Annotated in this window: 22 protein-coding genes and 1 tRNA gene; 22 read left to right on the forward strand and 1 reads right to left on the reverse strand. The window is 60.4% G+C overall.

Features of this window, described 5'->3' with window-relative positions:
• The first annotated feature begins 110 nt into the window (after positions 1–110).
• The gene (locus DWW03_RS16490; RefSeq protein ID WP_181989588.1) at positions 111–287 is read left to right on the forward strand and encodes a hypothetical protein; all 177 of its coding nucleotides are present in this window, start codon (positions 111–113) and stop codon (positions 285–287) included.
• Between the two features lie 108 nt (positions 288–395).
• Here the strand turns inward: DWW03_RS16490 and DWW03_RS00730 are convergent, their stop codons facing one another.
• The gene (locus tag DWW03_RS00730) at positions 396–1829 is read right to left on the reverse strand and encodes a DUF4301 family protein (protein WP_118406097.1); all 1434 of its coding nucleotides are present in this window, start codon (positions 1827–1829) and stop codon (positions 396–398) included.
• Between the two features lie 184 nt (positions 1830–2013).
• On the opposite strand from DWW03_RS00730, the gene murB reads away from it, so the two are divergent.
• From murB to DWW03_RS00835, 21 genes are all read left to right on the forward strand, one after another.
• Complete coding sequence (murB, locus tag DWW03_RS00735; protein WP_015547541.1) at positions 2014–3021, forward strand: UDP-N-acetylmuramate dehydrogenase; 1008 nt, start codon at positions 2014–2016, stop codon at positions 3019–3021.
• Complete coding sequence (gene tilS, locus DWW03_RS00740) at positions 3018–4361, forward strand: tRNA lysidine(34) synthetase TilS (RefSeq protein ID WP_118406099.1); 1344 nt, start codon at positions 3018–3020, stop codon at positions 4359–4361. The genes murB and tilS overlap by 4 nt, the downstream gene beginning before the upstream one ends.
• 1 nt (position 4362) lies before the next feature.
• On the forward strand, positions 4363–5433 hold the full coding sequence (holA, locus tag DWW03_RS00745) for a DNA polymerase III subunit delta (protein WP_015547539.1): 1071 nt from the start codon (positions 4363–4365) through the stop codon (positions 5431–5433).
• Complete coding sequence (locus DWW03_RS00750; RefSeq protein ID WP_022062489.1) at positions 5430–6149, forward strand: aminotransferase class IV; 720 nt, start codon at positions 5430–5432, stop codon at positions 6147–6149. Before holA ends, DWW03_RS00750 begins: the two co-directional genes overlap by 4 nt.
• A 54-nt stretch (positions 6150–6203) precedes the next feature.
• Entirely contained in the window at positions 6204–6797 is a 594-nt protein-coding gene (locus tag DWW03_RS00755; RefSeq protein WP_044054512.1) for a DUF6549 family protein, read from the forward strand.
• Positions 6798–6875: 78 nt separating this feature from the next.
• The gene (locus DWW03_RS00760; RefSeq protein WP_022062490.1) at positions 6876–7877 is read left to right on the forward strand and encodes a FecR family protein; all 1002 of its coding nucleotides are present in this window, start codon (positions 6876–6878) and stop codon (positions 7875–7877) included.
• A gap of 127 nt (positions 7878–8004) precedes the next feature.
• Positions 8005–11517, forward strand: coding sequence for a TonB-dependent receptor (locus DWW03_RS00765; RefSeq protein WP_118406100.1), 3513 nt, complete (start codon positions 8005–8007; stop codon positions 11515–11517).
• A gap of 20 nt (positions 11518–11537) precedes the next feature.
• Positions 11538–13304 (forward strand): RagB/SusD family nutrient uptake outer membrane protein, encoded by a 1767-nt coding sequence (locus tag DWW03_RS00770; RefSeq protein WP_022062492.1) that lies wholly within the window; start codon positions 11538–11540, stop codon positions 13302–13304.
• Between the two features lie 31 nt (positions 13305–13335).
• Positions 13336–14196: an endonuclease/exonuclease/phosphatase family protein gene (locus DWW03_RS00775; RefSeq protein WP_309456971.1), complete on the forward strand. Its 861-nt coding sequence runs from the start codon at positions 13336–13338 to the stop codon at positions 14194–14196.
• 20 nt (positions 14197–14216) lie between these two features.
• A complete protein-coding gene (locus tag DWW03_RS00780; protein ID WP_022062494.1) occupies positions 14217–15296 on the forward strand; it encodes a BT_3987 domain-containing protein in 1080 nt (359 codons plus the stop codon).
• 69 nt (positions 15297–15365) lie between these two features.
• Complete coding sequence (locus DWW03_RS00785; protein ID WP_022062495.1) at positions 15366–16943, forward strand: beta-N-acetylhexosaminidase; 1578 nt, start codon at positions 15366–15368, stop codon at positions 16941–16943.
• Positions 16944–17082: 139 nt separating this feature from the next.
• The gene (locus tag DWW03_RS00790) at positions 17083–17595 is read left to right on the forward strand and encodes an RNA polymerase sigma-70 factor (protein ID WP_259301963.1); all 513 of its coding nucleotides are present in this window, start codon (positions 17083–17085) and stop codon (positions 17593–17595) included.
• A gap of 72 nt (positions 17596–17667) precedes the next feature.
• On the forward strand, positions 17668–18138 hold the full coding sequence (gene coaD / locus DWW03_RS00795) for a pantetheine-phosphate adenylyltransferase (RefSeq protein WP_015547533.1): 471 nt from the start codon (positions 17668–17670) through the stop codon (positions 18136–18138).
• 12 nt (positions 18139–18150) lie between these two features.
• Positions 18151–19188, forward strand: coding sequence for a UDP-3-O-(3-hydroxymyristoyl)glucosamine N-acyltransferase (lpxD, locus tag DWW03_RS00800; RefSeq protein ID WP_118406101.1), 1038 nt, complete (start codon positions 18151–18153; stop codon positions 19186–19188).
• A gap of 4 nt (positions 19189–19192) precedes the next feature.
• Positions 19193–20251 carry a TlpA disulfide reductase family protein gene (locus DWW03_RS00805; RefSeq protein ID WP_022062498.1) on the forward strand — a complete coding sequence of 353 codons (1059 nt, stop codon included), beginning with the start codon at positions 19193–19195 and terminating at the stop codon, positions 20249–20251.
• A 69-nt stretch (positions 20252–20320) separates the two neighbouring features.
• Positions 20321–20938, forward strand: coding sequence for a crossover junction endodeoxyribonuclease RuvC (gene ruvC, locus DWW03_RS00810; protein WP_022062499.1), 618 nt, complete (start codon positions 20321–20323; stop codon positions 20936–20938).
• A gap of 25 nt (positions 20939–20963) precedes the next feature.
• On the forward strand, positions 20964–22007 hold the full coding sequence (locus tag DWW03_RS00815; protein WP_022062500.1) for a TlpA disulfide reductase family protein: 1044 nt from the start codon (positions 20964–20966) through the stop codon (positions 22005–22007).
• 10 nt (positions 22008–22017) lie between these two features.
• A complete protein-coding gene (locus DWW03_RS00820; protein WP_022062501.1) occupies positions 22018–23079 on the forward strand; it encodes a TlpA disulfide reductase family protein in 1062 nt (353 codons plus the stop codon).
• A gap of 132 nt (positions 23080–23211) precedes the next feature.
• Positions 23212–23285: transfer RNA gene (locus tag DWW03_RS00825), tRNA-Arg, on the forward strand.
• Between the two features lie 115 nt (positions 23286–23400).
• A complete protein-coding gene (locus DWW03_RS00830; RefSeq protein WP_118406219.1) occupies positions 23401–24633 on the forward strand; it encodes a site-specific integrase in 1233 nt (410 codons plus the stop codon).
• A 447-nt stretch (positions 24634–25080) separates the two neighbouring features.
• Entirely contained in the window at positions 25081–25671 is a 591-nt protein-coding gene (locus DWW03_RS00835) for a hypothetical protein (protein ID WP_229094712.1), read from the forward strand.
• The last annotated feature ends 70 nt before the right edge of the window (positions 25672–25741 follow it).

Here is a 25741-nt window from a genome sequence, read left to right on the forward strand (position 1 = left end):
TATAAAAAAGATTATCTACAATCGGGGATACTGAACAGCAATTTATCCTATTTTGACAAATTTCCGGCACAAATGGAGCAGATGTATAACCGCAGGCCCGCCGCACCGCAATGGCAGCCGCCGCAGGCCCGGGACATGCCCCGGAACTGATCGCCAAAGAGGTTGCGTTCGGCAACGGACAGATCCGCAAGGGCGGAAACACGCTGACGATAGAGGCCGTCGCCCCGGCTCCCGGATTCACGGAGTGTTTCTTCGGACTCGACAAACTGGTCCTGCATCTGCAATAAGGAGAGTCCGGCTTCGGCGCGACACGATCCGGGCCGGCCGGGAGATACAAACGCATTCCCCGGCCGGCCCGGACAAGACGGGCGAAAGACACCCGCAAAACCTTAAACCTATTGGTGCTGGGGGCGCAGAAGATCCTGCACCACCTTCACCGGAGAGAATGTCGTGACGGGAACGTCGACGAAGACCGTGTTCCACTTCGCCATCGCACCGTTCCAAAGACCCGGAAGCTCCTGCGCGCGCAGATCGCGGCCGCCGGAGGATTTCGACGAGATGAATCCCGTCGCGGGATCGGTGTACCGGCGCAGATCGAACTTGCATCCCTTCGAATCGCGCACGCCGCAGACGAGGTCCACCGGATTGAAGTGCGTGGCCGACTGCATCAGCGGCAGGTCGTCGGGCGCGATCTGGCTCGACTCGGCGATCTGAAGCGACTCCGTGCCGTCGGGGTTCCCGACCCAGAACGGGCCGCCGCCCGGCTCGCCCTCGTTGCGGACCATGCCGCAGACGCGGATCGGACGGTCCAACACGGCGCGCAGCAGCGCCGAATCGTACTCGGCGGGGAGTTTCACGCAGAGCTGTTTCCCGATGAATTCGGCGATGGGTTCCAGCTCGGCGCCGCCCACTTCGAGGGCCTTGAGGTACTCGAAGGCGCGCCCCTGGAGGTCGAGCAGAACCCCTGCAAGCACCTTTTTATAACGGACCGTGTCCCCGCGGCGGGCATCGGTCGTCACGTTGTCGATGTTCTTGATGAAGATCAGGTCGGCGTCGATCTCGTTCAGGTTTTCGATCAGCGCCCCGTGGCCCGCGGGACGGAACAGCAGCGTGCCGTCGTCCTGCCGGAAAGGCGTGTTGTCGGGATTCACGGCGAGGGTGTCGGTCGAAGGTTTCTGCACCGAGAACGAGATCTCGTAACGGACGCCGAACCGCTTTTCGTAAAGGGGGACCTTTGCGGCGAGCAGCTCCTCGAAGCCCGCGACGTGCTCGGGCGAGACGGTGAAATGGATGCGCACGACGCCTCCGGCCGCGGCGTAGGCCGCCCCTTCGACCAGGTGCTCCTCGACGGCCTTGCGCGCCCCCTCGGGATAGGCGTGGAAGGTGACCAGGCCCTTGGGCTTGCGGCCGTAGTTCAGCCCGTCGCCGACGATGGCATTCACGATCGCACGGTCGTCGGCCCCGGCGGGCAGCACGGCGCGAAGTTCGGGCCAGAAGGCGAACTTCCCGATATTTTCCAGCAGCGTGTCGATGCCCTTGCCGCGTTTGCCGTCGTTGACGAACTCGAACAGCTCCTTGAACATGCGCGTGGCGGCCCCCGAAGCGGGCACGAACTTCACCACCCCCAGTCCGGCAGACTCTTTTTCATAGCGTTCCACGGCGGCATCGGCCTCCGCCGCGCCGACAACCAGCACGCCGTCGCCCGGCGATGCGGCCCGCACGACATTCAGGAAAGGGAATCCGCGGCGGAAATTCTCCAACTGGGTCTCCGCCTGTTCGGGAGTGAGTCCGTGCTCCCGGATTTGCTGCAAATCTTTTTCGTCGAACATATTCTGTTATCGTTTACATGGTCACCGATCGCCAAACCTGCGGTGCCTCCGACGTTTGCGCCGGGAATCGCCGCCAAAAAAACGGATCAGCGCAAGCAAGGACAGCAGTATGCAGATCAGCCACACCATTGAGTTATTCAGGTTTGAATCTCAAAGTTAAAAATAATTTCTAACTTTGCATACCATGATTCGAGAATTTCACCAAATCAGCCTGCGCGGGCGCAACAGTTTCGGCGTCGACCAGCGGGCCGCACGCCTCGTAGAATTCGAAACGGCCGAGGATCTGCGCACGTTTTTCGCCGCGGGGATTCCCGGGCGGTGGACGGTGCTCGCCGGGGGCAACAACATCCTTTTCACCGAAGATTACGACGGCGTGCTGCTGACCCCCGTGGCCCGGCAGATCGCCCTTTTGAGCGACGACGGCGACGAAGTTCGCCTGCGCGTCGAGGCGGGCGTCGAATGGGACGACCTGGTGGAATGGGCCGTCGAACGCGGTCTGTGGGGCATCGAAAACCTCTCGCTGATCCCCGGCAAGGCGGGGTCCGCCCCGGTGCAGAACATCGGGGCCTACGGCTGCGAAGCGAAGGACGCGATCCGCCGGGTCGAGATGTACTGCGTCGAAACGGGCAACCTGCTGACGCTCGACGCCGCGCACTGCGGATTCGGCTACCGCGAAAGCGTCTTCAAGCACGACCTGAAAGGGCGCGTGATCATCACAGCCATCGAAATACGCCTCTCGCATACGCCGCGTCCGAAACTGGGCTACGGCGACGTGGAGCGCGAGGTCGAAGCCCGCGGAGGCGCCACGCTGCGCAACATCCGCGAGGCGATCTGCTCGATCCGCCGCGCGAAACTTCCCGACCCGGCCGTGCTGGGCAACGCGGGCAGTTTCTTCAAGAATCCCGTGGTCGAAGCCCCCGTCGCGGAACGGCTCCTTGCCGAATATCCCGACATGCCGCACTATGCGGCCCCCGAAGGCCGCGTAAAGCTGGCCGCCGGGTGGCTGATCGACCGGGCCGGGATGAAAGGCTACCGCGAGGGAAGCGTGGGGGTTCACGAGCGGCAGGCGCTGGTGCTGGTGAACCACGGCGGCGCCACGGGCGGCGAGGTGATCGCCTTCGCCCGCACGGTGCAGGCGAAGGTCCGCGAAAAATTCGGCATCGAAATAGATACTGAAGTGAACATATTATGAATCTTTTGGACTCTTTTCAACGCTACATCGACGAGAACGACCTCGCCACGCACGACGACAAAATCCTGCTCACCGTCTCGGGCGGCGTGGACTCGATGGTCATGCTCTCGCTGTTCACCCGCTGCGGCTACCGGGTGGGCGTGGCCCACTGCAACTTCCAGCTGCGCGGCGCAGAGAGCGACGAGGACGAAGTGCTGGTGGAAGACGAGGCCAAAAAGCACGGCGCGGCGTTCTACAACAGGCGCTTCGAGACCAGGGCCGAAATGGAGCGCACGGGCGAGTCGATGGAGATGGCGGCCCGGCGGCTGCGCTACGCATGGTTCGACGCCTTGAGCCGCGAGCACGGCTACACGGCCATCGCCATCGCCCACCATGCCGACGACTCGATCGAAACCTTTTTCATCAACCTGCTGCGCGGAACCGGCCTGCGGGGGCTGACGGGAATCTCGACACAGGTCGGAAAGGTGATCCGTCCGCTGCTGTTCGCGTCGCGCAAGGAAATTCTCGAATATGCCGTCCAGAACCGCATCCCCTTCCGGGAGGATTCGTCGAACCGGTCGACCAAATACCTGCGCAACAAGATCCGGCTGGGGCTGATCCCCCGCATCCGCGAAATCAACCCCAAGTTCACGAGCCTGATGAGCCGCAACCTCGCGCGCCTGACCGACGCCCAGCTGTTCATCAACCACGGCATCGAACGCATCCGCTCGGAGGCCGTCACCTCGGACACGGGGATCGACACGATCCATCTCGACCGCCTCGATCCGGCCTTTCCGCAGGGATTCGTGATCTACGAACTGTTGAGTTCGGGCTACGGATTCAAGGGCGACGTGATCGACGCGCTGTGCCACTCGCTCGAACAGGACGCCACGGGACGGCGGTTCTACGCCCGCGAAAGGGTGGCCTCGATCGACCGCGGAAAGATCGTCATAGCGCCGATAGCCCCCGACGACGCGTGTCTGACGACGGTGCGCAAAGGCGCCCCGCGCAGCTACTGCGGCAACTCGGTCCTCTACTACGAATACTGCGACATCGACACGATCAAGAATTTCGGCGTTCCCGAGAACATCGCGCAGATAGACGCCGACCGCCTGCAATTCCCGCTCACACTGCGCCGCTGGCGCGACGGCGACTGGTTCGTGCCGTTCGGCATGACGGGCCGCAAAAAGGTGTCGGACTTCCTCGTCGACGCCAAGGTCTCCGTGGCCGAGAAGCAGCGGCAGTTCGTGCTGCTGTCGGGCGACGAGATCGTCTGGCTCGTCGGACGCCGCATCGACGACCGCTACCGCCTTACGCCCGACACGGAAAACGTGTTGCGCATCACCAAAGAAATCGTTTAAAATGGCAAAGAGCGCTCTGAAATTCAAGGATTCCGTCGCCCAGTACGAACGGATCGCGGCAGAGGTCGCGGCCCGCCGGTTTTCCGGCATCTACCTGCTGATGGGCGAGGAGAGCTACTTCATCGACGCACTCTCGGACCAGCTGGCCGCGACGATCCTCGACGAGGCCGCGCGGGCCTTCAACCAGATCACCGTCTACGGGCGCGACTCCGAGGCGGGGCAGGTGATCAACCTCTGCCGCCAGATGCCGATGATGGGACAATACCAGGTGGTGATCCTCAAGGAGGCACAGCAGCTCAAGGGGCTGGACAAGCTCGCGCTCTACACGCAGAAGCCCTCGCCGACGACCATTCTCGTGATCTGCCACAAGGAGAAGAACGCCGACAAACGCTCGGCCTTCTACAAGGGCTGCGCAGCGAACGGCACGGTGCTGGAATCGGTGCGCCCGCGCGACTACGAGATCGCGGCGTGGTTACAGCAGTTCATCCGGCAGAAAGGATTCACGATCGACCCCAAGGCGCTTTCGATGCTGACCGACCATTTGGGAACCGACATCGCGAAGATCTCCAACGAAATCCGGAAACTCACCGTCTCGCTGCCCGAGGGTACGCAGCGCATCACCGACGCCGACATCGAGGCCAACATCGGCATTTCGAAGGATTTCAACAACTTCGAACTCTGCAAGGCGGTCGTCACGCGGGACATGGCCCGCGCGCTGATGATCGCCGAGCACTTCGCCCGCAACCCCAAGGACAACCCGTTGCTCTTGACCGTCATGGCGCTGTTCGGGCAGTTCAAGGAGCTGTTCGTGGTCAACTACCTGCGCTGGCTCGCACGCCACAAAGGACGGCCCTTTCCGCCGGACACGGAACTGATGCGCATCCTGCGCAAGAACAACACGTTCGTCATCGGCGAGATCAAGCAGAACGCCGCCGGATGGGACAACCGCAAGGTGTTCAACATCCTCGGGCTGCTGCGCGAATACGACGCCAAGAGCAAGGGACTGGGTGCGGGCGGCGCGTCGGACGGCGAACTGCTGCGCGAACTGCTGCTGAAAATCTTTCTGCTTTGACCGGTCTCTACCTATACCAGACCGTGCATCTGGCCCGGGGCCGCGCGCGCAACGTCGCCGGACACATCGCCGTGCTCGACGCCGCGTCGCGCGAACTGTTCGGACGCCCCTACGCCCCCGCCGCAGAGCGGCTCGCGAAGCGTATCGAGACGCTCTCCGCCGCGGAACGCTATCCGGCGGGCGTGTCGGGCTTCGTGCGCATAGAACTGGACCCCGACGGCACGGAACGTCTGCTCCCGGCAGGGGTGTCGCTCTACGACGGCTACGCCTTCCGGAGCCTTCAGCCCGAAGCCGTGACCGTCGGATACGATCTGACGCTCTCCGAGGCTCCGACCTCCGCGCGCGAGGCCGCAGCGCAGCTGGCACGCAGGCTGGCCGAACGGCGCGGGGCGGAAGTCGCCGTGCGCTGCGACAGCGCGGGAATTCTCCGCTCGGCCGACGACGCGCCGCTGCTGGCCATCGCCGGCCGCACCGTCCTAACAGCCCCCGGCCCCGCAAGCGTCGAACGCCGCCTGGCCATGCTGGCCGTTCGGGCCGCAGGGCTGGAACTGAGCGAAGAGGCCTTCGGACGCGCCGACCTGCCCTCGCTCGACGAACTTTTCTTCGCCGACCACCGGGGCGTCACCTCGCTTTCGCGCTGCGACGGGCTGCCGCTGATGACCTTCGTCGCCGAACGCATCGCCGAAGCGATGGAGGGTCTTTTTCCGAAAAAATAGAAACCGGACCGGACGCAACCGTCTTATCTTTCGGGGAACCAAAACCCGAAAATCGTGAAAAAATACCTCTTTGCGTATGCGGTTCTTGCAACCGCACTGCTGTTTTTCACCTGCCGCCATTACCGCGCCGAGAACCGGCGGCTGGTCGAAAACCAGACGGCCCTGGCGGCCGACGTCACCCGTTACCGCACACGACTGGGCGCGGAGGCGGCCTCGGTGCAGGCCCTCCGGCTGCGGTGCGGGGAGTTCGAAACGCTGCGCGCGGCCGACGCCGAGCAGATCCGGCGCCTCGGCATCCGGCTCCGCAGGCTCGAAGCCGCCGCCAAGGCCGTCGCCGTCACCGACGCCGAAATCCGCACCCCGCTGCGCGACACCGTCGTCGTCCGGATACACGACACGCTCCCCGTGCGCGACACCGTCCGGATGTTCCGCTGGCGCGACCCGTGGATTTCGGTCGAAGGACGCATCGGCCGCGACTCGGCCGCCTGCCGCATCCGCAGCGTCGACACCCTGCGCCAGGCGGTCCACCGCATCCCGCGCCGTTTCCTCTTCATCCGCTGGGGCACGAAGGCCCTCCGGCAGGAGATCGTCTCGACCAATCCCCACACACGGATCGTCTATGCGGAGTACGTGAAAATCGAACGCTGAAAAATTTTCCGCAAAAATCCGGCTGTCCCGTAGGGGTCGGCCGGATTTTTCGTGTCACAATGGAAACGACAGCAAACCATGAATCCGGACAACCATACCTGGGACCTTCTGGTCGGCGCCCTCAAAGGCACGCTCGGCGAGGCCGAACAGCGCGAATTCGACCGATGGGCCGCCGAAGCGGAAAACCGCCGCTTCTACAACAACCTGACCCGCGTATGGCGCGAAATACAGCAGCGGGCCGCGGCTTACGAGCCGGACCGCGACCGGCTGTGGCGGCAGTTGCAGCAACGGATCGGAACCTACGAAATTCCGCATGCGGACCAGCTTCCGAAACGTCGCCGGAGCCACCTGCTGCAAATGGCCATAGCTGTCGCCGCGGCAGTCGCCGTGACCCTTTTCGCAACCCGCGCCGACCTCTTCCGCTCCGCCGCAGAGACGGCGGAACAGCGGCTCTGCGCCTTCGAAGGCAAGTCGCAGGCGCGGCTCTCCGACGGCTCGACGGTCTGGCTCCACGGCGGATCGACGCTCACCTGCGACGCCCGTTTCGCCGCCGGGGAACGCCGCGTGAAACTCCGCGGCGAAGGGTTCTTCGAGGTGGCCAAAGACTCCGAACGCCCCTTCACCGTCGAGGTCGAAGGGTTGGAAATCAGCGTCCACGGCACGAAATTCAACGTCCGCACCGCGGCCGACCGCTACGTGTCGGTCTCGCTGGTCGAAGGCTCGGTGTCGCTCGACACCGGGCGCGGCAGCCGCAGACTGCTGCGTCCCGGGGAGATCGCCTGTTACGACCCCGACACGCGCAAAGTGGTCATCGGACGCGGCAACGTGGCGATGGAGTCCTGCTGGGCCGCGGGAAAACTCGCGTTCGAACGGCAGTCGCTGGGCGAAATCTGTCACTACATGGCACGCTGGTACGACACCGAAATCCACATCACCCCGGCCCTCGCACACAACTACGCCTACACGTTCACCATTACCGACGAACCGCTCGAAGAGATCCTGCGCATCATGAGCCGCATCAACCCCATCGCCTACACGTTCGCCGAAGACAACACCGTCACGATTTCCGAACTCGAATAAACCCTGCATTACGACCTTTAAAAACCCGATTGCCTATGAAGCGATAAACCGACCCCCTACCCGACCTTACCGCAGCGGCCCATGACCAATGCCGCCGCAAACTTTCCACAAACTTAAAATTTCAACCATGATGCACTTCAGACTATTTGCAATCCTCTTGCTGCTGGTCGCAGGCAGTACGACGGTTGTATCCGGCCAGACGCAGCAGGAACCGGCGCTCGACATGGAGTTCACGGACATCCCGCTTTCGGAGGCCATATCCCGTATCGAGAAGAACACCCGCTACACGTTCTTCTACGACGCCAAGCAGACCGACCTCTCCCAACGCGTGAGCCTCAAGGCGAAGCGAATGCCGATTTCAGCCGCCTTGAAGGAAATGCTCGCCCCGACAGGGCTGAACTTCACCATCACCGAACGCCAGATCGCCCTGATCCCGGCCCGCAAGGCCGCGGCCCGGCAGCGCACGATCGCAGGCGTCGTCAACGACTCGTCCGAAACGCCGCTGGCGGGCGTGGCCGTCACGCTCGTGGGCGACAACACCCGCGGTGCGGTAACGGAAGCCAACGGCAGCTTCACGCTCACGGTCCCCGACGCCGACATAACGCTCAGCTTCACCTATCTGGGCTACGTGAGCAAGAAAGTCGCCGTCCCCGCCACGCAGAACAACGTGAAGGTGTTCCTTACGGAGGACGCCGTGAAGATGGAGGACGTGGTGGTCGTGGGTTACGGAACCCAGAAAAAGGTGAACCTCACGGGCGCCATCGCCACGGTGGACGAAAAACAGCTGCAGAACCGGTCGGCGCCTTCGGTGGCCCACATGCTGCAAGGCTCCGTCCCGGGACTCACGGTCTCGACTTCGTCGGGACGCCCGGGCAATCCGGCCAGCCTCAACATCCGCGGCATCACCTCGATCAACGGCGGTTCGCCGCTGGTGCTGGTCGACGGCGCCGAAGGCGACCTGATGAAGATCAACCCCAACGACGTGGCCTCGATCTCGGTGGTCAAGGACGCTTCGGCGGCGGCCATCTACGGCGCCCGTGCGGCATTCGGCGTGGTGCTCGTGACGACCAAGAGCGGCGACTCCTCGGGCAAGACCCGCATTTCGTACAGCGGCCGCTGGGGCTGGAACGAACCCACCACCTCGACCGACTACGAGACCCGCGGCTACTACTCGGTCTACCTCAACGACCTCTTCTGGCGCTCCTACGCCGGAAACAACTACACGCGCTACACCGAACAGGACATGATGGAGCTGTGGGCGCGCCGCAACGACCGCACGGAGCATCCCGACCGCCCGTGGGTCAAGATCGACCAGCGCGACGGCCGCGACACCTATGTCTACTACGGCAACACCGACTGGTATCACTACCTGTTCAAGGATGAGCACCCGAACACGAGCCACAGCATCTCGCTCTCGGGAGGCAACGACCGTGTGGACTATCTGCTCTCGGGCAGCTATTACAGCGAGGAGGGACTTTTTCGCCAGCATCCCGACAAGCTCCAGAAGATCACATTCCGGTCGAAAATCACCTTCGACATCAACAAGTGGCTGAAGGTGAGCAACAACACCAGCTACTACAACTACAAGTACTTCTACCCCGGCCCGAGCGATGTCAATACGGCCTTCTCGTGGAGCACCGTACACGGACTGGCTTCGTTCGTTCCCGTCAACCCCGACGGCACGAGCGTCTACAACACGTCGTTCTCGAACTACCAGATCATGGACGGACTGCCCACGATCCTCAACAAAGACGGCCACACCAACGACGACCATACGGACAACATGTCGACCACGACGGAGCTGACCTGGACCCCGGTCAAAGGGCTGGAGATCAAGGGTAACTTCACCTACATGTTCAATACCACGCGCTACACCAACCGTCAGGTCAACACCGAGTACTCGCAGTATCCGGGTGAAATAAACACGCTCACGTCCGGAAAGATGGAGGACAAACTCTATGAAAAGAGCATGACCCACACCTACTATCAGGCCAACCTCTACGGCACGTTCGAACGCACCTTCGCCCGGGACCACAACTTCAAGGCGATGGTCGGCTTCAACTGGGAGACCAAATTCCTCAAGGACGTGGCCGCAACGGGTTACAACCTGCTCTCCGAAACGCTCAACGACCTGAACCTCGTGGGCCAGGGCGCCGACGGCGAAAAACGCATGGAGGTAGGCGGCGGTCAGAACGAATACGCCCTGATGGGCTTCTTCGGCCGTCTGAACTACGACTACAAGGGCAAATACCTCGTCGAGGCGAGCGGCCGCTACGACGGCACATCGCGCTTCAAGCGCGGGCAGCGCTGGGGCTTCTTCCCCTCGTTCTCGCTGGGATGGCGCGTCTCGGAAGAGGCCTTCTTCGACGGCATCCGCGACCAGTTCAACAACCTCAAACTGCGCTTCTCGTACGGCCAACTGGGCAACCAGAACGTCGGTTATTACGACTATATCCGCAAAATCTCGATCGGGAGTCAAAACTACCTGTTCGGCGGCGACAAGCCCACCACGGCGACCATCTCGGCCCCGGTGGCTTCCGACCTCTCGTGGGAGCGAAGCATCCACAAGAACCTCGGCGTGGACATGAGTTTCCTGAACAACCGCCTGGCCTTCTCCGCCGACTTCTACATCCGCGACACGAAGGACATGCTCACCGCGGGCATCGCCCTGCCGGCCACCTACGGCGCCGACTCGCCGAAAATGAACAGCGCCGACCTGCGCACCAAGGGCTACGAGCTCTCGCTCAACTGGCGCGACGAGTTCCAGCTGCTGCGCCGTCCGTTCTCGTACAGCGTGACGCTGACCTTCAACGACTACGTTTCGAACATCACCAAGTTCGACAACCCCGACCGCTCCTTCGCCAAGAAATACTACGAAGGCATGCGCTGGGGCGAAATCTGGGGTTACCGCATCGACGGACTGTTCGCCTCGGACGAGGAAGCCCGCAACTACCCCGTCGACCAGACGACCGTGAACGAGATCATCAACGCCTCGGCAGGAGCCGAAAAGGGACTGCGCGCCGGCGACCTGAAATTCCGCGATCTGGACGGCAACAACGTAATCTCCATCGGCAAGAACACCGTCGACGATCCGGGCGACCGCGAAATCATCGGCAACAGCCAGCCGCGCTACCACTACGGCGCCACGCTGGCGCTGCAATGGGCAGGCATCGACTTCTCGATCTTCTTCCAGGGAATCGGCCGCCAGGACTGGTACCCGGCCGCCAACGCACTGGCCTTCTGGGGTCCCTACGCACGTCCCTACGCCACCTACCTCCCCAAGAACTTCCACACGCAGATCTGGTCGGAGGAGAATCCGAACTCCTATTTCCCCCGTCCGCGCGGCTACACGGCCCTGCAGGGAACCAACCGCGAGCTGACGGCCGTCAACGACCGCTACCTGCAAAACATCGGCTACTGCCGTCTGAAAAACCTCACGGTGGGCTACACGCTGCCCAGACAATGGACCCGCAAGGCGCTGATCGAGAGCCTGCGCATCTACTTCACGGGCGAAAACCTCTTTACCTGGTCGGGCATCCGCTCGGATTACATCGACCCTGAAATGGCCGCCACGAACGGCAACCTGCGTCTCTACCCCTGGCAGCGGACCTACATGTTCGGCGTGGACGTCACCTTCTAACCGCTTAAATGAGAAGAGTTATGAAAAAGATTCTATCGATACTGACCGTAGGCTGCGCCCTGACGCTTTCGTCGTGCGAGGACTGGCTCGACAAATATCCGCTGGCGCAGATGTCGCCCGAGACCTTCTTCTCGAACGAAAACGAGTTGCAGGCCTTCAGCAACACCTTCTACACGATCTTCCCCGGCGACGGCCTTTACAACGAAGGCTACGACAACATCGTGAAGAACGAAATCGCCGCCGAAATGCGCGACGGCCGCACGATTCCCGCCTCGGGCGGCGGCTGGACGTGGACCGACCTGCGCAAGTTCAACACCCTGCTCGAATACTCGGGCAACTGCAAGGACACCGACATCCGCAACCGCTACGACGCCGTGGCCCGTTTCTTCCGCGCCTACTTCTATTTCGAGAAGGTGAAGCGCTTCGGCGACGTGCCCTGGTATGCCAAGCCCCTCGGTTCGGCCGACCCCGAGCTGAAGCGTCCCCGCGACTCGCGCGAATTCGTCATGCAGCGCATGATCGAGGACATCGACTTCGCCATCCGCTATCTGCCGGCCGAACGCGATCTCTACCGCGTGACGAAATGGACGGCGCTGGCGCTCAAGTCGCGCTTCTGCCTCTTCGAAGGCACGTTCCGCAAGTACCACAGCATCGACGGCTACGAACACGACTGGAAATGGTATCTCGAACAGGCCGCCGACGCAGCCGAGGAATTCATCACCAACAGCGGCTATTCGCTCTACACCGCGACCGGACCGGCCACCAGCTACCGCGACCTGTTCGCCTCGGAGAACGCGCAGAGCGTCGAGGTCATCCTCGCCCGCGACTATAATTCGGCGCTGGGCGTCTTCCACAACGCCAATTTCTACACCATCAGCGCCTCGTACGGCAAACCGGGCATGACGCGCAAGATCGTCGACAGCTACCTGATGGCCGACGGTTCGCGATTCACGGACAAGGCCGGCTGGGAAACCATGGAGTTCAAGCAGCAGTGTTCGAACCGCGACCCGCGCCTGGCCCAGACCATCCGCACGCCGGGATACACGCGTATCGGAGCCACGACCAAGCTGGCGCCGGACCTGGCGAACTCGATCACCGGCTACCACGTCGTGAAGTTCGTCACCGGAACGGCGCAGGACGCCTACAACAAGTCGTTCAACGACCTGCCGATCTTCCGCTCGGCGGAGGTCTACCTCAATTTCGCCGAGGCCAAGGCCGAGCTGGGAACCCTCACGCAGGAGGACATCAACCTCTCGGTCAAACGGCTGCGCGACCGTGTGGGCATGTCCAACCTGATCCTCGACGACGCCAACAAAAACCCCGACCCCTACCTGTCGGATGAGAAGACCGGCTATCCCAACGTCACGGGTGCGAACAAGGGGGTGATCCTCGAAATCCGCCGCGAACGCACCATCGAGCTGGCGATGGAGGGATTCCGCTACTACGACATCATGCGCTGGAAGGAGGGCAAGACCTTCGAACAACCGCTGCTGGGCCTCTACATCCCCGCCAAGGGCGAGTACGACATCGACGGCGACGGAACGCCCGACGTCTATTTCGCCACCAAGGGCGAGACGCCCTCGACCACGGCCAAACTGACACTGGTGATCGACCAGGACATTCTCTTCTCCGACGGCGACCACGGCTACATCTCGCCACACAAGAACAACCCCGGCATCTGGGACGAAACCCGCGACTATTTCTATCCGATTCCGACCGACGACCGCTCGCTGACGGGCGGCGCCCTGACCCAGAACCCCGGATGGAACGACGGACTGAATTTTTAACCGCAAAACAAACCGAAAAATGTTGGAACTCATGAAAAAATACCTGATGACCCTGCTGACGCTCGGCCTGGCCTGCAATGCCGCAGCCTGCATGGAGGACGAACCGTTTTACGACACCGAAATTCCGCCCCACGCCTCGATCGACAACTCCAAGGGCGAGGGTGTGACACGTCTGGTGACCTACAATGTCGGAATCTTCAACAAATACATCAAGGACGACTACCAGCTCATCGCCGACATGATGAAGGAGATCGACGCCGACGCCATCTGCATGAACGAGCTCGACAACAACACCAACCGCACGCGCCACGTCTACCAGCTCAAGCATTTCGCATCCCTGATGGGCAGCTGGGACTTCGAATACGGTGCGGCCATGCCCTACGACGGAGGCGAATACGGCGAGGGCGTGACGACCCGCAAGAAGGCCGTGAATAAGTTTTCGGTGGCCCTGCCCAAGGGCGTGGGCGCCGAGCCGCGCGTACTGGTCGTCATGGAGATGGAGGATTACGTGATCTGCACCTCGCACCTCGACCATGTCTCTTCCGAGGCGCAGCTGGAACAGGTGGAGCTGATTACCAAAACGATGAAGGAACGTTACGGCGACTCCGGGAAGCCCGTTTTCCTGGGCGGCGACATGAACGCCACACCCTCGTCGGAGACGGGCAAACTGCTCCAGAAAGACTGGGAGATCCTGACCATCACCGGATTCGGGACCTTCCCGTCGGACAATCCCTCGAAATGCATCGACTACATCATGCAGCTCAAGGGCACGCCGAAGTGCGAAGTCGTAGGCTCGCAGATCCTGCGCTGGTTCAAGTCGGGCGACGTGACGAAAGCCTCGGACCACCTGCCGGTGATGCTCGACATCAAACTCCCGGCCAAAAACAAGTAGAACCCAAAACGAACACGACCATGAAACGATATGCTTCCATCCGTCTCGTTGCGGCCGCCGCGCTGTTGATTGCGTCGGGAGGCTGCAAGGACGACAATCCGGGAACGGGGCTGAACGGGCCCGCGGTGCTGGCGATCCAGAACGCCGGGGCCGAGCCGCTCCAGATCTCGCTGCTCGAACCCAAAACCCAGACGATCGACATCCGGGCCGTCGCCCGGTCGGTCAGTGCGGAGAACCTCACCGTGACCTTCAAGGTCGACCGCACGCTGGTCGACGCCTACAACAAGGCCCACGACACGTCGTACGAACTCGTGCCGGCCGAGGCCTACGAATTTTCGAAGAAGGAGGTGATCCTGCCCCGCTACAACGAGGTTTCGTCGACGGCGCAGGTGACGCTAAACAGCGAGAAGATGCCCGACGGCGAGCAGTACCTGCTACCGATCACCATCGAACAGATCAAAGGCGACGACGCTGCGCAGACCTCCGACGAGGGCAACGTCTACTACATCCTCTTCAACAAGCGCGTGCTGCCGCCCGCCCAGCTGCTCGACCGCGAAGGCTGGAAAGTGGTCCACTGCACCTCGGAATACACCCCGGGCGAAGGCAATCCCAAGACCGGGTGGGCCAAGGACGTGCTCGACGGCAACCCGGCGAGCTATTGGACCTACAATTTCAAGGCATCCGTCGGTCCGGTGGTCTACGTTCCGCTCTATTTCGTCTTCGACATGGGCAAGGAGGTGACCGTGCGCGGCGTCCGCATCACGGCCCGCACCAAAGCCGGCGGCGTACTGAACAATCCTCCGGGCGACATCACGATCGAAACGGCCAAGACCATCACGGGCGACGGCATGGAGAACGACGCGGACTGGACATACAGCGAACGGTTCACCGGGACGAAGCCCGACGAGGGAATCATGTCCCACTCGCTCCATAACTCGGTCTATCTGGGTGAAATACAGCGGGCGCGCTACATCCGCTTCACGCTCCACATGTCGTGGAACAGCGGGTCGAGCGTAAAACCGACGCCGATGACCTACAAAGGCGGCACATTCGCCGAATTCGAAGTCTGGGGCAACCTCGAAGAACTGGACCTCGACTAATCCCTTATCACCCGCCTGCGGGAGCGTTCCCGCAGGCGGCTTTTTCAGCCACCACCCTTCCCCAATCCAATGAGAAAGAGCATTTTATTAATCTTCGTCACACTTCTCGCGGCAGCCGGCTCCGCCCGGAGCATCGACATCATCCCGCGCCCCGCGGAAATCACCGAAGCCAGAGGTGAGTTTCGGATCACGGCCCAGACCGCCATCGCCGCCGAAGGAGAACTCCGGCGTCCCGCCGAAATCTTCGCAACGGACATCGAACCCGTCATCGGGCGCGAAATACCCGTGGCCGCGAAGGGCGAAATCCGTCTCCGGACATCCCCGTCCCTCGCCGCCGAGGAGTACACTCTTGCCGTGACGCCCCGTACCGTCGAAATTCTCGGAGGCTCCCCGCAAGCCGTGTTCTACGCCTTGCAGACACTCCGCCAACTCGTCGCTACCGACGGAACAGTACCCGCGGTCGTCGTCCGCGACAAACCCTGCTTCGCACACCGCGGCGGAATGCTCGACTCCGGGCGTCATTTCTGGACCGTAGACGAGGTGAAGCGTTTCATCGACATCCTCGCCATGCACAAGCTGAACGTATTTCACTGGCATCTCTCCGAAGATCAGGGATGGCGCATCGAGATCAAACGCTATCCCCTGCTGACCGAGATCGGGTCCGTACGCAGGGAGACCGTCATCGGCCGATACGACAAGACCGACGAAAGCCGCAACCGATACGATGGAAAACCCTACGGCGGTTTTTACACCCAGGACGACGTACGCGCCATCGTGGCCTACGCCGCAGAGCGCTACATCGAGGTCATTCCCGAGATCGACATGCCCGGGCATATGCTCGGGGCGCTGGCTTCCTATCCCCAGCTGGGATGCCGGGGCAAGGGCTACGAGGTATGGACCCACTGGGGGATTTCCAAGGACGTGCTCTGCGCCGGAAAGGAGGAGACCTTCGAATTCGTGGAAAACGTGCTCGCAGAGGTGCTCGACCTGTTCCCCTCGAAATTCATACACGTCGGGGGCGACGAATGTCCCAAGGAGCGCTGGAAGGAGTGCCCCGCCTGCCAGAGGCGCATCCGGGAGGAGGGACTGGCAAACGAAAACGAACTTCAGAGTTATTTCATGCACCGCGTCGAAAAGTGGCTCCACGAGCACGGACGCGAGTTGATCGGATGGGACGAGATCATGCAGGGCGGAATATCGAAGTCAGCGGTAATCATGGCCTGGACGGATCAGTTCCGGGGAACGGACGCCGCGAGGAAGGGAAACCGAGTCATCATGACACCCAAGTGGAACTGCTACCTCGACTACTCGCAGACTTCCGATCCCGAGAAGTACGAGCCGATAGGACCCACACGGTACCTCTCCATGAGGCAGGTTTACCGACTCGATCCCTACGACCGCCTGAAACCCGCCGAGTACAGGAATATCCTCGGCATTCAGGGAAACGTATGGACCGAATATATCGCCGATTTCGGCCATGTGCAGCGAATGACGCTCCCCAGGATGGCCGCCATCGCAGAAATCGCCTGGGCATACGACCGGAAGGATTACGACGATTTCGAAAAACGGGCCAAAAGGCTCCTGCCGGAACTTTACGGAAACGCAAAACTAAAATTCTCGGAATTCTTCTTCGAGGACATCGAGTGAACAAAGCCGCGGAAAAGCGGGTCGCCTCCCCACCCTGCGGCCTGCTTTTCCGCAACGGCTTTTCGGGGAATCCCGATTTTTAGTACTTTTACACAGTCTTACGACACGCCATGTCAGATAACGAATACGACGTTCACCTGTGGTTGAGAATCGAACGGGGGGGGGGGAAATCGCCGCCTTCCGGGAGTTGTTCGACCGTTACTATGCGCCGTTGTGCCGCTTCGCCGAGTTCTGGCTCCGCGACCGCGCTTCGGCCGAAGAGGTCGTACTCGACGTCTACACCCATGTCTGGCAGCACGCCGCCGAGCTGCGGATCACCGTCTCGGTACGCGCCTATCTGTTCCGCGCCGTGCGCAACCGGGCGCTCAACCGCCTGCGCGACGACCGTTTTTCCTACATTCCGTTCGAAGAGTTAGGCGAGGTTTTCGCCAGCCCCGAGTCGTTGCAGATCGAGACCGACGAGATCACGCAGCTCGTGGCCGAGGCCGTCTCGCAGCTGCCCGGCCGCTGCCGCGACATCTTCCTCAAAAGCCGCAACGAGCAGCTCTCGAACGCCGAAATAGCCGCCGAAATGCATATTTCCGTCAAGACCGTCGAAGCGCAGATGAGCAAGGCGCTGCGTCGCCTGCGCGGTCTGCTCCACAAGGAGTGACCCGCCGCGGCTGCAATGAATAAAAACGGGAAAACGTGCTGTTTTTCCGTTTTTTTTCTACCTTTGTCCGATATGGAACGCACTGCAATCTTCCCCGGGTCGTTCGACCCCTTCACGCGCGGCCATGCGGCTCTGGTCGACGAAGCGCTGAACCTGTTCGACCGCGTGATCATCGGCATCGGCAACAACACCTCCAAGCAGGGGCTGCTGACGGTCGAGAACCGCAAGCGGCTCATCGACGACATCTACCGCGGCGATGAGCGCGTCGAGGCGTGCATCTACACCGGGCTGACGGGCGAATTCGCCGAGGCGGCAGGAGCCTGCGCCATCATCCGCGGCGTGAGGAACACCACCGACTTCGAGTACGAACGCACGATGGAGGCCACCAACCACCGCATCTACCCCGACATCACGACCGTCATGCTGTTCACCCCCTCGCCCGTGGCCGACATCTCGTCGTCGACCGTGCGCGAGGTGCTTTCGTTCGGCCGCACCGTGGAAGAGTTCATGCCCATAGGAATAGATATTAACAAATACCTGTAACATATGAAACATATGATGGAATTTACAGCCGAAATGATCGCCGGATTCCTGGGCGGCGACATCGTCGGCAACAAGGACGCCAAGGTACACACCGTTTCGTCGATCGAGGAGGGCAGGGCCGGATCGCTGGCCTACCTCACGAACCCCAAATACGAACCGTTTCTCTACACCACGGGCGCGTCGATCGTGCTGGTCGACCGTGCGTTCGAGCCTTCGCAGCCGGTGGCCGCGACGCTCGTCAAGGTGGACGACGCGGGCGCCTGCGTCCTGAAACTGCTCGAAATGTACAACGCCGCCAAACCCCGCCGCAAGGGGATCAGCGGCCGCGCATCGGTCTCGGAACGGGCGCAGGTCGGTCAGGAGTGCTACATCGGCGATTTTGCGGTCGTCGAGGAGGAGGCCGTCATCGGCGAGGGTTGCCAGATCTACCCCCAGGTCTACGTGGGCCGCGGCGTCCGGATCGGCGACAACACCACGCTCTACCCCGGAGTCAAAATCTACGAAGGCTGCATCGTGGGTGCGAACTGCATCCTCCACGCAGGGGCGGTGATCGGCGCCGACGGATTCGGGTTCATGCCCAACGCCGCGGGCGGATTCGACAAGATTCCCCAGCTGGGCAACGTGGTGATCGAGGACGACGTGGAGATCGGCGCCAACACCTGCATCGACCGCGCCAAGACCGACTCGACCGTCATCCGCCGGGGCGTGAAACTCGACAACCTGATCCAGATCGGCCATAACGTGCAGATCGGCGAGAACACCGTGTCGTCGGCCCAGACCGGCATCGCGGGAACTTCGAAGGTCGGCCGCAACTGCTTCCTCGCGGGGCAGGTGGGCATCGCCGACCACGTCACCATCGGCGACCGCGTGAAGGTCGGCTCGAAGAGCGGACTCGACAAGGACGTTCCCGACGACGAAATCCGCTTCGGATACCCCGCCCTCCCGGGCATGCAGTACCACCGTTCGGCAGCCGTGTTCAAACGTCTGCCCGAACTGGCGCAGCAGGTCCGCGCGCTGGAAAAACAACTTGCAGAACTCACAAAAAAATAATTCGATGAAAAAAATCCTGATCCTCGCAGCGGCGGCAGCCGTGTTGTGCAGCTGCGCCAACAAAAACAAGTACGCCGTCGACGGCAAGGTCGAAGGAGCCAACAGCATGGTTTACCTCTTCGACGAGAAGGACAACATCCTCGATTCGGCGGCCGCGGCCAACGGGGTGTTCCGCTTCGAGGGCGTGGCCGAGAAACCGCAGGCGGCCATTCTGCGCGACGCACGCGACGACGGGGCGACGTTCGGCGCCATGCTGATCCTCGAACCGGGCACGATCAACGTGACCGACGACGCACAGAACCCCTACCGCAAGAAGGTGACGGGCACGCCGGCCAACGACGCCAGCGACGCCTACGCCACGGCCGGAAGCGCCCTCGTGCAGGAGTTCCGCAATCCGGAAACCACCGCCGAGCGTCGCGAAGCCATCGAACAGGAGTACGAACAGCTGACCCGCACGGTCCTGGACCAGAACCGCGACAACCTCTTCGGCGTGATGCTGCTGTCCCAGCAGCTCGGCTACGAGCTTTCGGGGCAGGAACTGCTCGACGAGATCGCCAAATTCCCGGCCGAGATGCAGCAGACCGACGCACTGGTGCGGCTCAAGGAGAACGCCGAGCAGATGATCAAGACCGACATCGGCCAGCCGTTCATCGACATCGCACAGCCCAATGCCGACGGCGAGCAGGTATCGCTCGAATCGGTGGTCAGGAATCCGGCGAACAAATATGTCCTGCTCGACTTCTGGGCTTCGTGGTGCGGTCCCTGCATGGGCGAAGTTCCCCACCTGAAGAAGACCTACGACGAGTTCCGCAAGAAGGGTTTCGAAATCTACGGCGTATCGTTCGACGAGGACCGCGGCGACTGGCTCGGCGCCGTCGAGCAGAACGACATGAACTGGCTGCACGTCAGCGAGGTGAAAGGCTTCGACAACCAGGCCGCCAAGGATTACGCCATCCAGGGCATTCCGTCGAACTTCCTGATCGACGGTCAGGGCACGATCGTCGCCAGGAACCTGCGCGGCGAGGCGCTCTACGAAAAGATCTCGGAGCTGCTGGCCCAGTAATTTCCCAACGACATTCCGGCCCCTCCGTTCCGTACAGCCGGAAGGAGGGGCTTTTTCCATAAAATGCAGATGAAATCCGTCGAGAAATACAGAATCATGGGCATCGACCCCGGCACGAACTACATGGGTTACGGCGTGCTGGAGATCGAGGGGCGCACGGTGCGCTCGGTGGTGCTGGGCGACATCGACCTGCACAAGCTCCCCGACCCCTACGCCAAACTGCGTTACATTTTCGAGCGCGTGGGAGCGCTGGTCGACGAGTACGCCCCGCGCGAAGTGGCGCTGGAGTCGCCGTTCTTCGGCGAGAACGTGCAGTCGATGCTCAAGCTGGGACGGGCGCAGGGCGTGGCCATGGCCGCAGCGTTGAGCCGCGGCATCGACGTTTTCGAATACGCCCCGATGCGCATCAAACAGTCGATCACGGGCCGCGGATCGGCCGCCAAGGAGCAGGTGGCCTCCATCGTCTGCCGCACGCTCGCCATCGACCGCCCTCCCAAGCGGCTCGATGCCACGGACGGCATGGCCGTCGCTCTGTGCCACTACTTCACCTCGGCCAGTCCGCTCAACGCCGCGCTGGGCGACGAACGCGTCAAGGGGCTCGGAGGCGGCAAAAAAGCCGCCTCGAAGGGCGGCTCGCAGAGCTGGGAGCAATTCCTGAAAAAGAATCCCGACCGGGAGATCAAATAAAACCGACACCAACCTACCCGCCACCATGAAAAACCTTCCGACCGCCGCCCTCGCCGCCCTGCTATGCAGTTGCGGAGGCGCAAACTACACCATCACAGGCCGCTACGAACTGCCTCCGGGCGACTCGGTCTATCTGCTGGCTTCCGACAACACGGTGCTCGCCGCCGGTGTCGTGAACGCCGACACGACCGTTTCGCTGCAAGGGACCGTTACGACTCCCGACCTGGTTTTCCTGGCCAACGCGAAGCGAACCAACCACCCCGCCTGGTTTTTCCTCGAACCCGGAAAAATCCGAATCGAGAAATACGATCCCGCATTCGGCTATGTCGTCTGCGGAACACCGCTCAACGACCGGAAAAAAGCATTCGACGAAGCAATGTACGCTTTCGGAGACAAACTCCGCAAAGGCTCCCCGGGGCAGTCGCTCCAAGCGATCCTGGCCGAAATGAATGCACTCTATACCCAAACCGTAGACGCCAACCTCGACAATGTTTTCGGAGCCTGGGTCTTCAACAGCTACGAATTCCAGAACATCAAGGACAATCCCGAAAAAGTCAAAGCCCGGCTGGCGCAATTCACCCCCGGAATACAAGCGCATCCGATGTTGAAAAAGTCGCAGGATGCCTCCCAGGCCACCGCACGGAGCGCTGTCGGCCAACCCTATACCGATTTTTCCTGTAAAAACACCGCCGGAGAGACCATTGCGCTCTCGTCACTCACAGGTCCCGGCCGCTGGGTGCTGCTCGACTTCTGGGCCACATGGTGTACGCCCTGCATGAACGAAGTGCCCCACCTGAAGAAAGCCTACGAAACCTTTCACGCCAAAGGCTTTGAAATCTACGGCGTATCGCTCGACACGGACCTGACCCGTTGGGAAAACACCATCGGCGAACAAGACATGAACTGGATCAATGTGGCACAGAAAAAAGGCGGAGGATTCGATCCAACAGCGCTCTATGCCGTCAGTTCCATCCCCGCAAACTTCCTGATCTCACCCGAAGGTAAAATCGTAGCGAAGAACCTGCGCGGCGAACACCTCGAAGAAAAACTCGCAGAAGTACTCAAATAAAGACTTTCCGATGAACAGAATTTGCCCGACAATCCTCGCCGCCGTGGCGCTATCCGGCTGCGGAGGCCCCAATTACACCCTTTCGGGCAGGGCTGGCCTCGCTCCGGGCGACACGCTCCGCCTGTGCTCGCCCTACGAGAACGACTCGGTGCTGGCCACGACGGTCATACGCCGCGACAGCTCATTCCGCATCCGCGGACACGTCTCCGAACCGACGATCGCCAACCTGATGCACAACGACCGCCGTATCGGGGCGCCGATCCTGCTCGAAGCGGCCGACATCCGGCTCGAGCCCACGGGCGACGTACGCGGCTTCCAGTTCACCGGAACGCCGCTCAACGATGCATTCAACGCCATGAATGCCGCGCAGGTATCGCTCGGCAACGTCCTGCAGGCACTGGAAAACGAACCGGACACACCCGAGCGCAGGCGGAAACTCGACTCGCTGGGACGGATTTACCGGCAGATTCCCGGCGACGCGCTGGAAGCCAACCGCGACAACCTGCTGGGCGCATTCCTCTACGCCCGCCGCACCGATGCGGACCCGGCGAAGGCCCGCGAACGGCTCGCGCAGTTCCCCGCCCAATTGCAGAACCACCCCGTGCTGGCGAGCGTACGGCGCGAGATCGAAGCCGTCGAACGCTCGTCCGTCGGCCGACCCTACATGGACCTCACGCTGAAAGACGCCGACGGAGAGACCGTCGCCCTCTCGTCGCTCGCAGGACCCGGCCGCTGGGTGCTGCTCGACTTCTGGGCCACGTGGTGCGGTCCCTGCTGCCGGGAAATCCCCTACCTGAAAGAAGCCTATGCCGCATTCAGCGGACGCGGATTTTCGATCTACGCGGTGTCGATCGACCACGATGCGGCACGCTGGCAGCGGTTTCTCGCCGAAAACGACCTGCCGTGGACGAACGTGCTGTCCCCCGGCTGCGGCAAGCAAAGCCCTGCCGCAGCAATGTACGGCATCCGCTTCATTCCGTCGAATTTCCTGATCTCGCCCGACGGCGTGATCGTCGCCCGCAACCTTCCCGGCAGGCAATTGCAGTCCCGGCTGGAGGAATTGATGAAATAGCGTCATTTTTTAAACGACTGATAATCCGAACGATGGCATAACACCCGTCGTCCGGATCATCTTTTTTACTAAATTTTTTAAGCAATTATTTGCGTGTTTCGGATTTTTGCCCTACATTTGCATTCGCAATTCGGCACCGTAGCTTAATTGAATAGAGCATCTGACTACGGATCAGAAGGTTACAGGTTTGAGTCCTGTCGGTGTCACTCTCAAAATCAACCACTTACAGCAATGTAGGTGGTTTTTTCGTGTCTTGTTTCGAGCGGTTTTTACGGCGAAATCGGGGATTTGTTTAAACCAATGTTTAAACCGAAATTGGTTATGAACACCACCCTCACAACCGTCCTGTACACCTCTAAAACCCTATCTGACGGCACTCACCCCCTCATGTTACGGCTCACGAAAAACCGCCGAATCAAGTACATCAGCCTGCACATTTCCCTCGATGCCAAATTTTGGGACTTTGACAAAAGCCGTCCCAAGCGGAATTGCCCCGATAAAGAGCGCATAAACACCCTTATTGAAACCAAGACGAAAGAGTTGCAGGAGCAGATTTTGGACTTTAAAACCAGCGACAAGGAATATACACTAAACACGCTTCTCGAAAAGGCATCCCGCAAGGTCGTGCGCCAAACCGTCAGCGAATATCTGAACGGCTACATCGACCGCCTGCTGGCCGAGAAACGTGTAGGCAACGCCAAAACCTTTCAGGAACTCCGCACCTCGCTGACGAAATTCTGCCGTTCGCTGGACTTTTATTTTATAGACATCGACGCCGAGTGGCTGAAACGATACGAACAATGGCTGCGGGTGGAACGGCATTATTCCGACAACTCCATTGGCATCCGTTTCCGTTCGTTGCGGGTGCTGTACAACAGCGCAATCACCGACGGTCTAATCAAAAAGGCAGACTACCCTTTCGACACGTTCAAAGTGAGCCGATTCAAGGAAGCCACGGCCAAACGGTCGCTAACGAAAGAGGATATAAGGCGGATTATGGATTGCGAGGTACGCACGCTGACCAAGTACCCCAAACCGTTCCTGCAACTGGCAAAGGACTTGTTCCTGTTCAGCTACCTGTCGTGCGGCATCAATCTGACAGACATTTTGCACATCCGCTATGCAGACATCGTGGACGAACGGTTGGTTATCAATCGTCAGAAAACAGGTAAACTCCTGTCGTTCCAACTCCAACCTGCCGCCCTCGACATCCTCGACAAGTACCGCCAACCGAACGCACATCCGCAGGATTACATTTTCCCTGTTTTAAGGCGTTCTGTTCACGTTACGGCGCAACAGCAGTACGGACGGGTGCAACGGACGAACAAGCGGATAAATCGCTATCTGAAACTAATCGGCGAGCATCTGCACCTGCCTATCACGCTCACGACATACGTTGCGCGGCACTCGTTCGCAACTGTTCTGAAAAGGTCGGGAGTTTCGACATCCATCATTTCGGAATCGCTGGGGCACAGTTCGGAAAAGATTACGCAAATCTACCTCGATTCATTCGAGAACTCGCAGATAGATGCGGCCATGCAAAACTTATTGTGAGGTGGTGACAAGGTTTGAAAAAAGGTCTATCTTATAGCCCCCAAAACTAAATTTATCACTACCTTTTAAGGGATTATCCGCTTGCATCGGGTAGTCCCTTTTCTTTTTTCTGCCAAAAATCTGCCAGTGTCATGGCACCTGCCATTTTGTCATAACGGACAGATTTACAATATTTTCCCTGATATATTTTGCAATATTTTCGACAGCAAAGGTAATGAATAGGTCAGTTTTCGCTGGCTATTATTTATATTTCGCCAAGGCACCAAAGGTCGGATTTATGCAGGTTCAATAGCCAGAATCCGCGAATAAAGCGTACGGTTATTCGAGTGATTCGGGGAGTAGCCGACAGCCCGAAAGAGGCGGCAACAAAACTTAATAAAAAAGATAACGATTATGAAAACGCTTGCAAACATCAACGACAATATTAACATCAAATTTAATAAAACTATGACTACAATTTCAGAAAATGCGGAATCGCAGCAGGTAGCTGGGAACCGCGCAGAGGAGATGATGGCCTCGGCAATCGCACACGAGGCAAAGATGGCGGAAATCAAAGCCGCCGAGGAGCAGGAGGAGAAAATGAATCTTCGCATTATCAAAATCAAACCCGCAGGGAATGCCAAAATGTTCCGCACGCTGGCGAAAGCGATTGCGGCAGGGGCTACCACCCTGATCGTGACCACCCGTGTAGACGTGGCTGGATGCGGCTACGTGTGGTTCGGAATCCGTAAGGGTTACACCGAGTTGGACGGGAAGCTGTTGCTCAATGCCCAAATCTGGAACTACCTGATGGCGTTCCTGATGGGTAAGGAGTTGCCCGAAGTAACGGAGTTTGAACCCGACCGTGAAATCTGCTGTCAGTCCGAGTGGCTGGCAGAGGTGGCCGCCGAGGTGGAGAAACTGACCCCGATCACCTCCGAGGAGTACAACGAGAGCGAGGAGGGAATCGGCTACCTTGCCAAAAAGTACCACTTTTCCAACGGCAAAGTCGTAATGCCTGCCGAGGCAATGGAGGACATCACCGACCTGCTGAACTAAACTGCTGAACGAGGGGAGCGGGTTTCACCGCTCGCTCCCCAAGTTTTTTTAACTACAAATCAAATTATTA

This window comes from Alistipes sp. AF14-19 (assembly GCF_003461645.1).
GTDB classification, from domain to species: Bacteria; Bacteroidota; Bacteroidia; order Bacteroidales; family Rikenellaceae; genus Alistipes; species Alistipes shahii.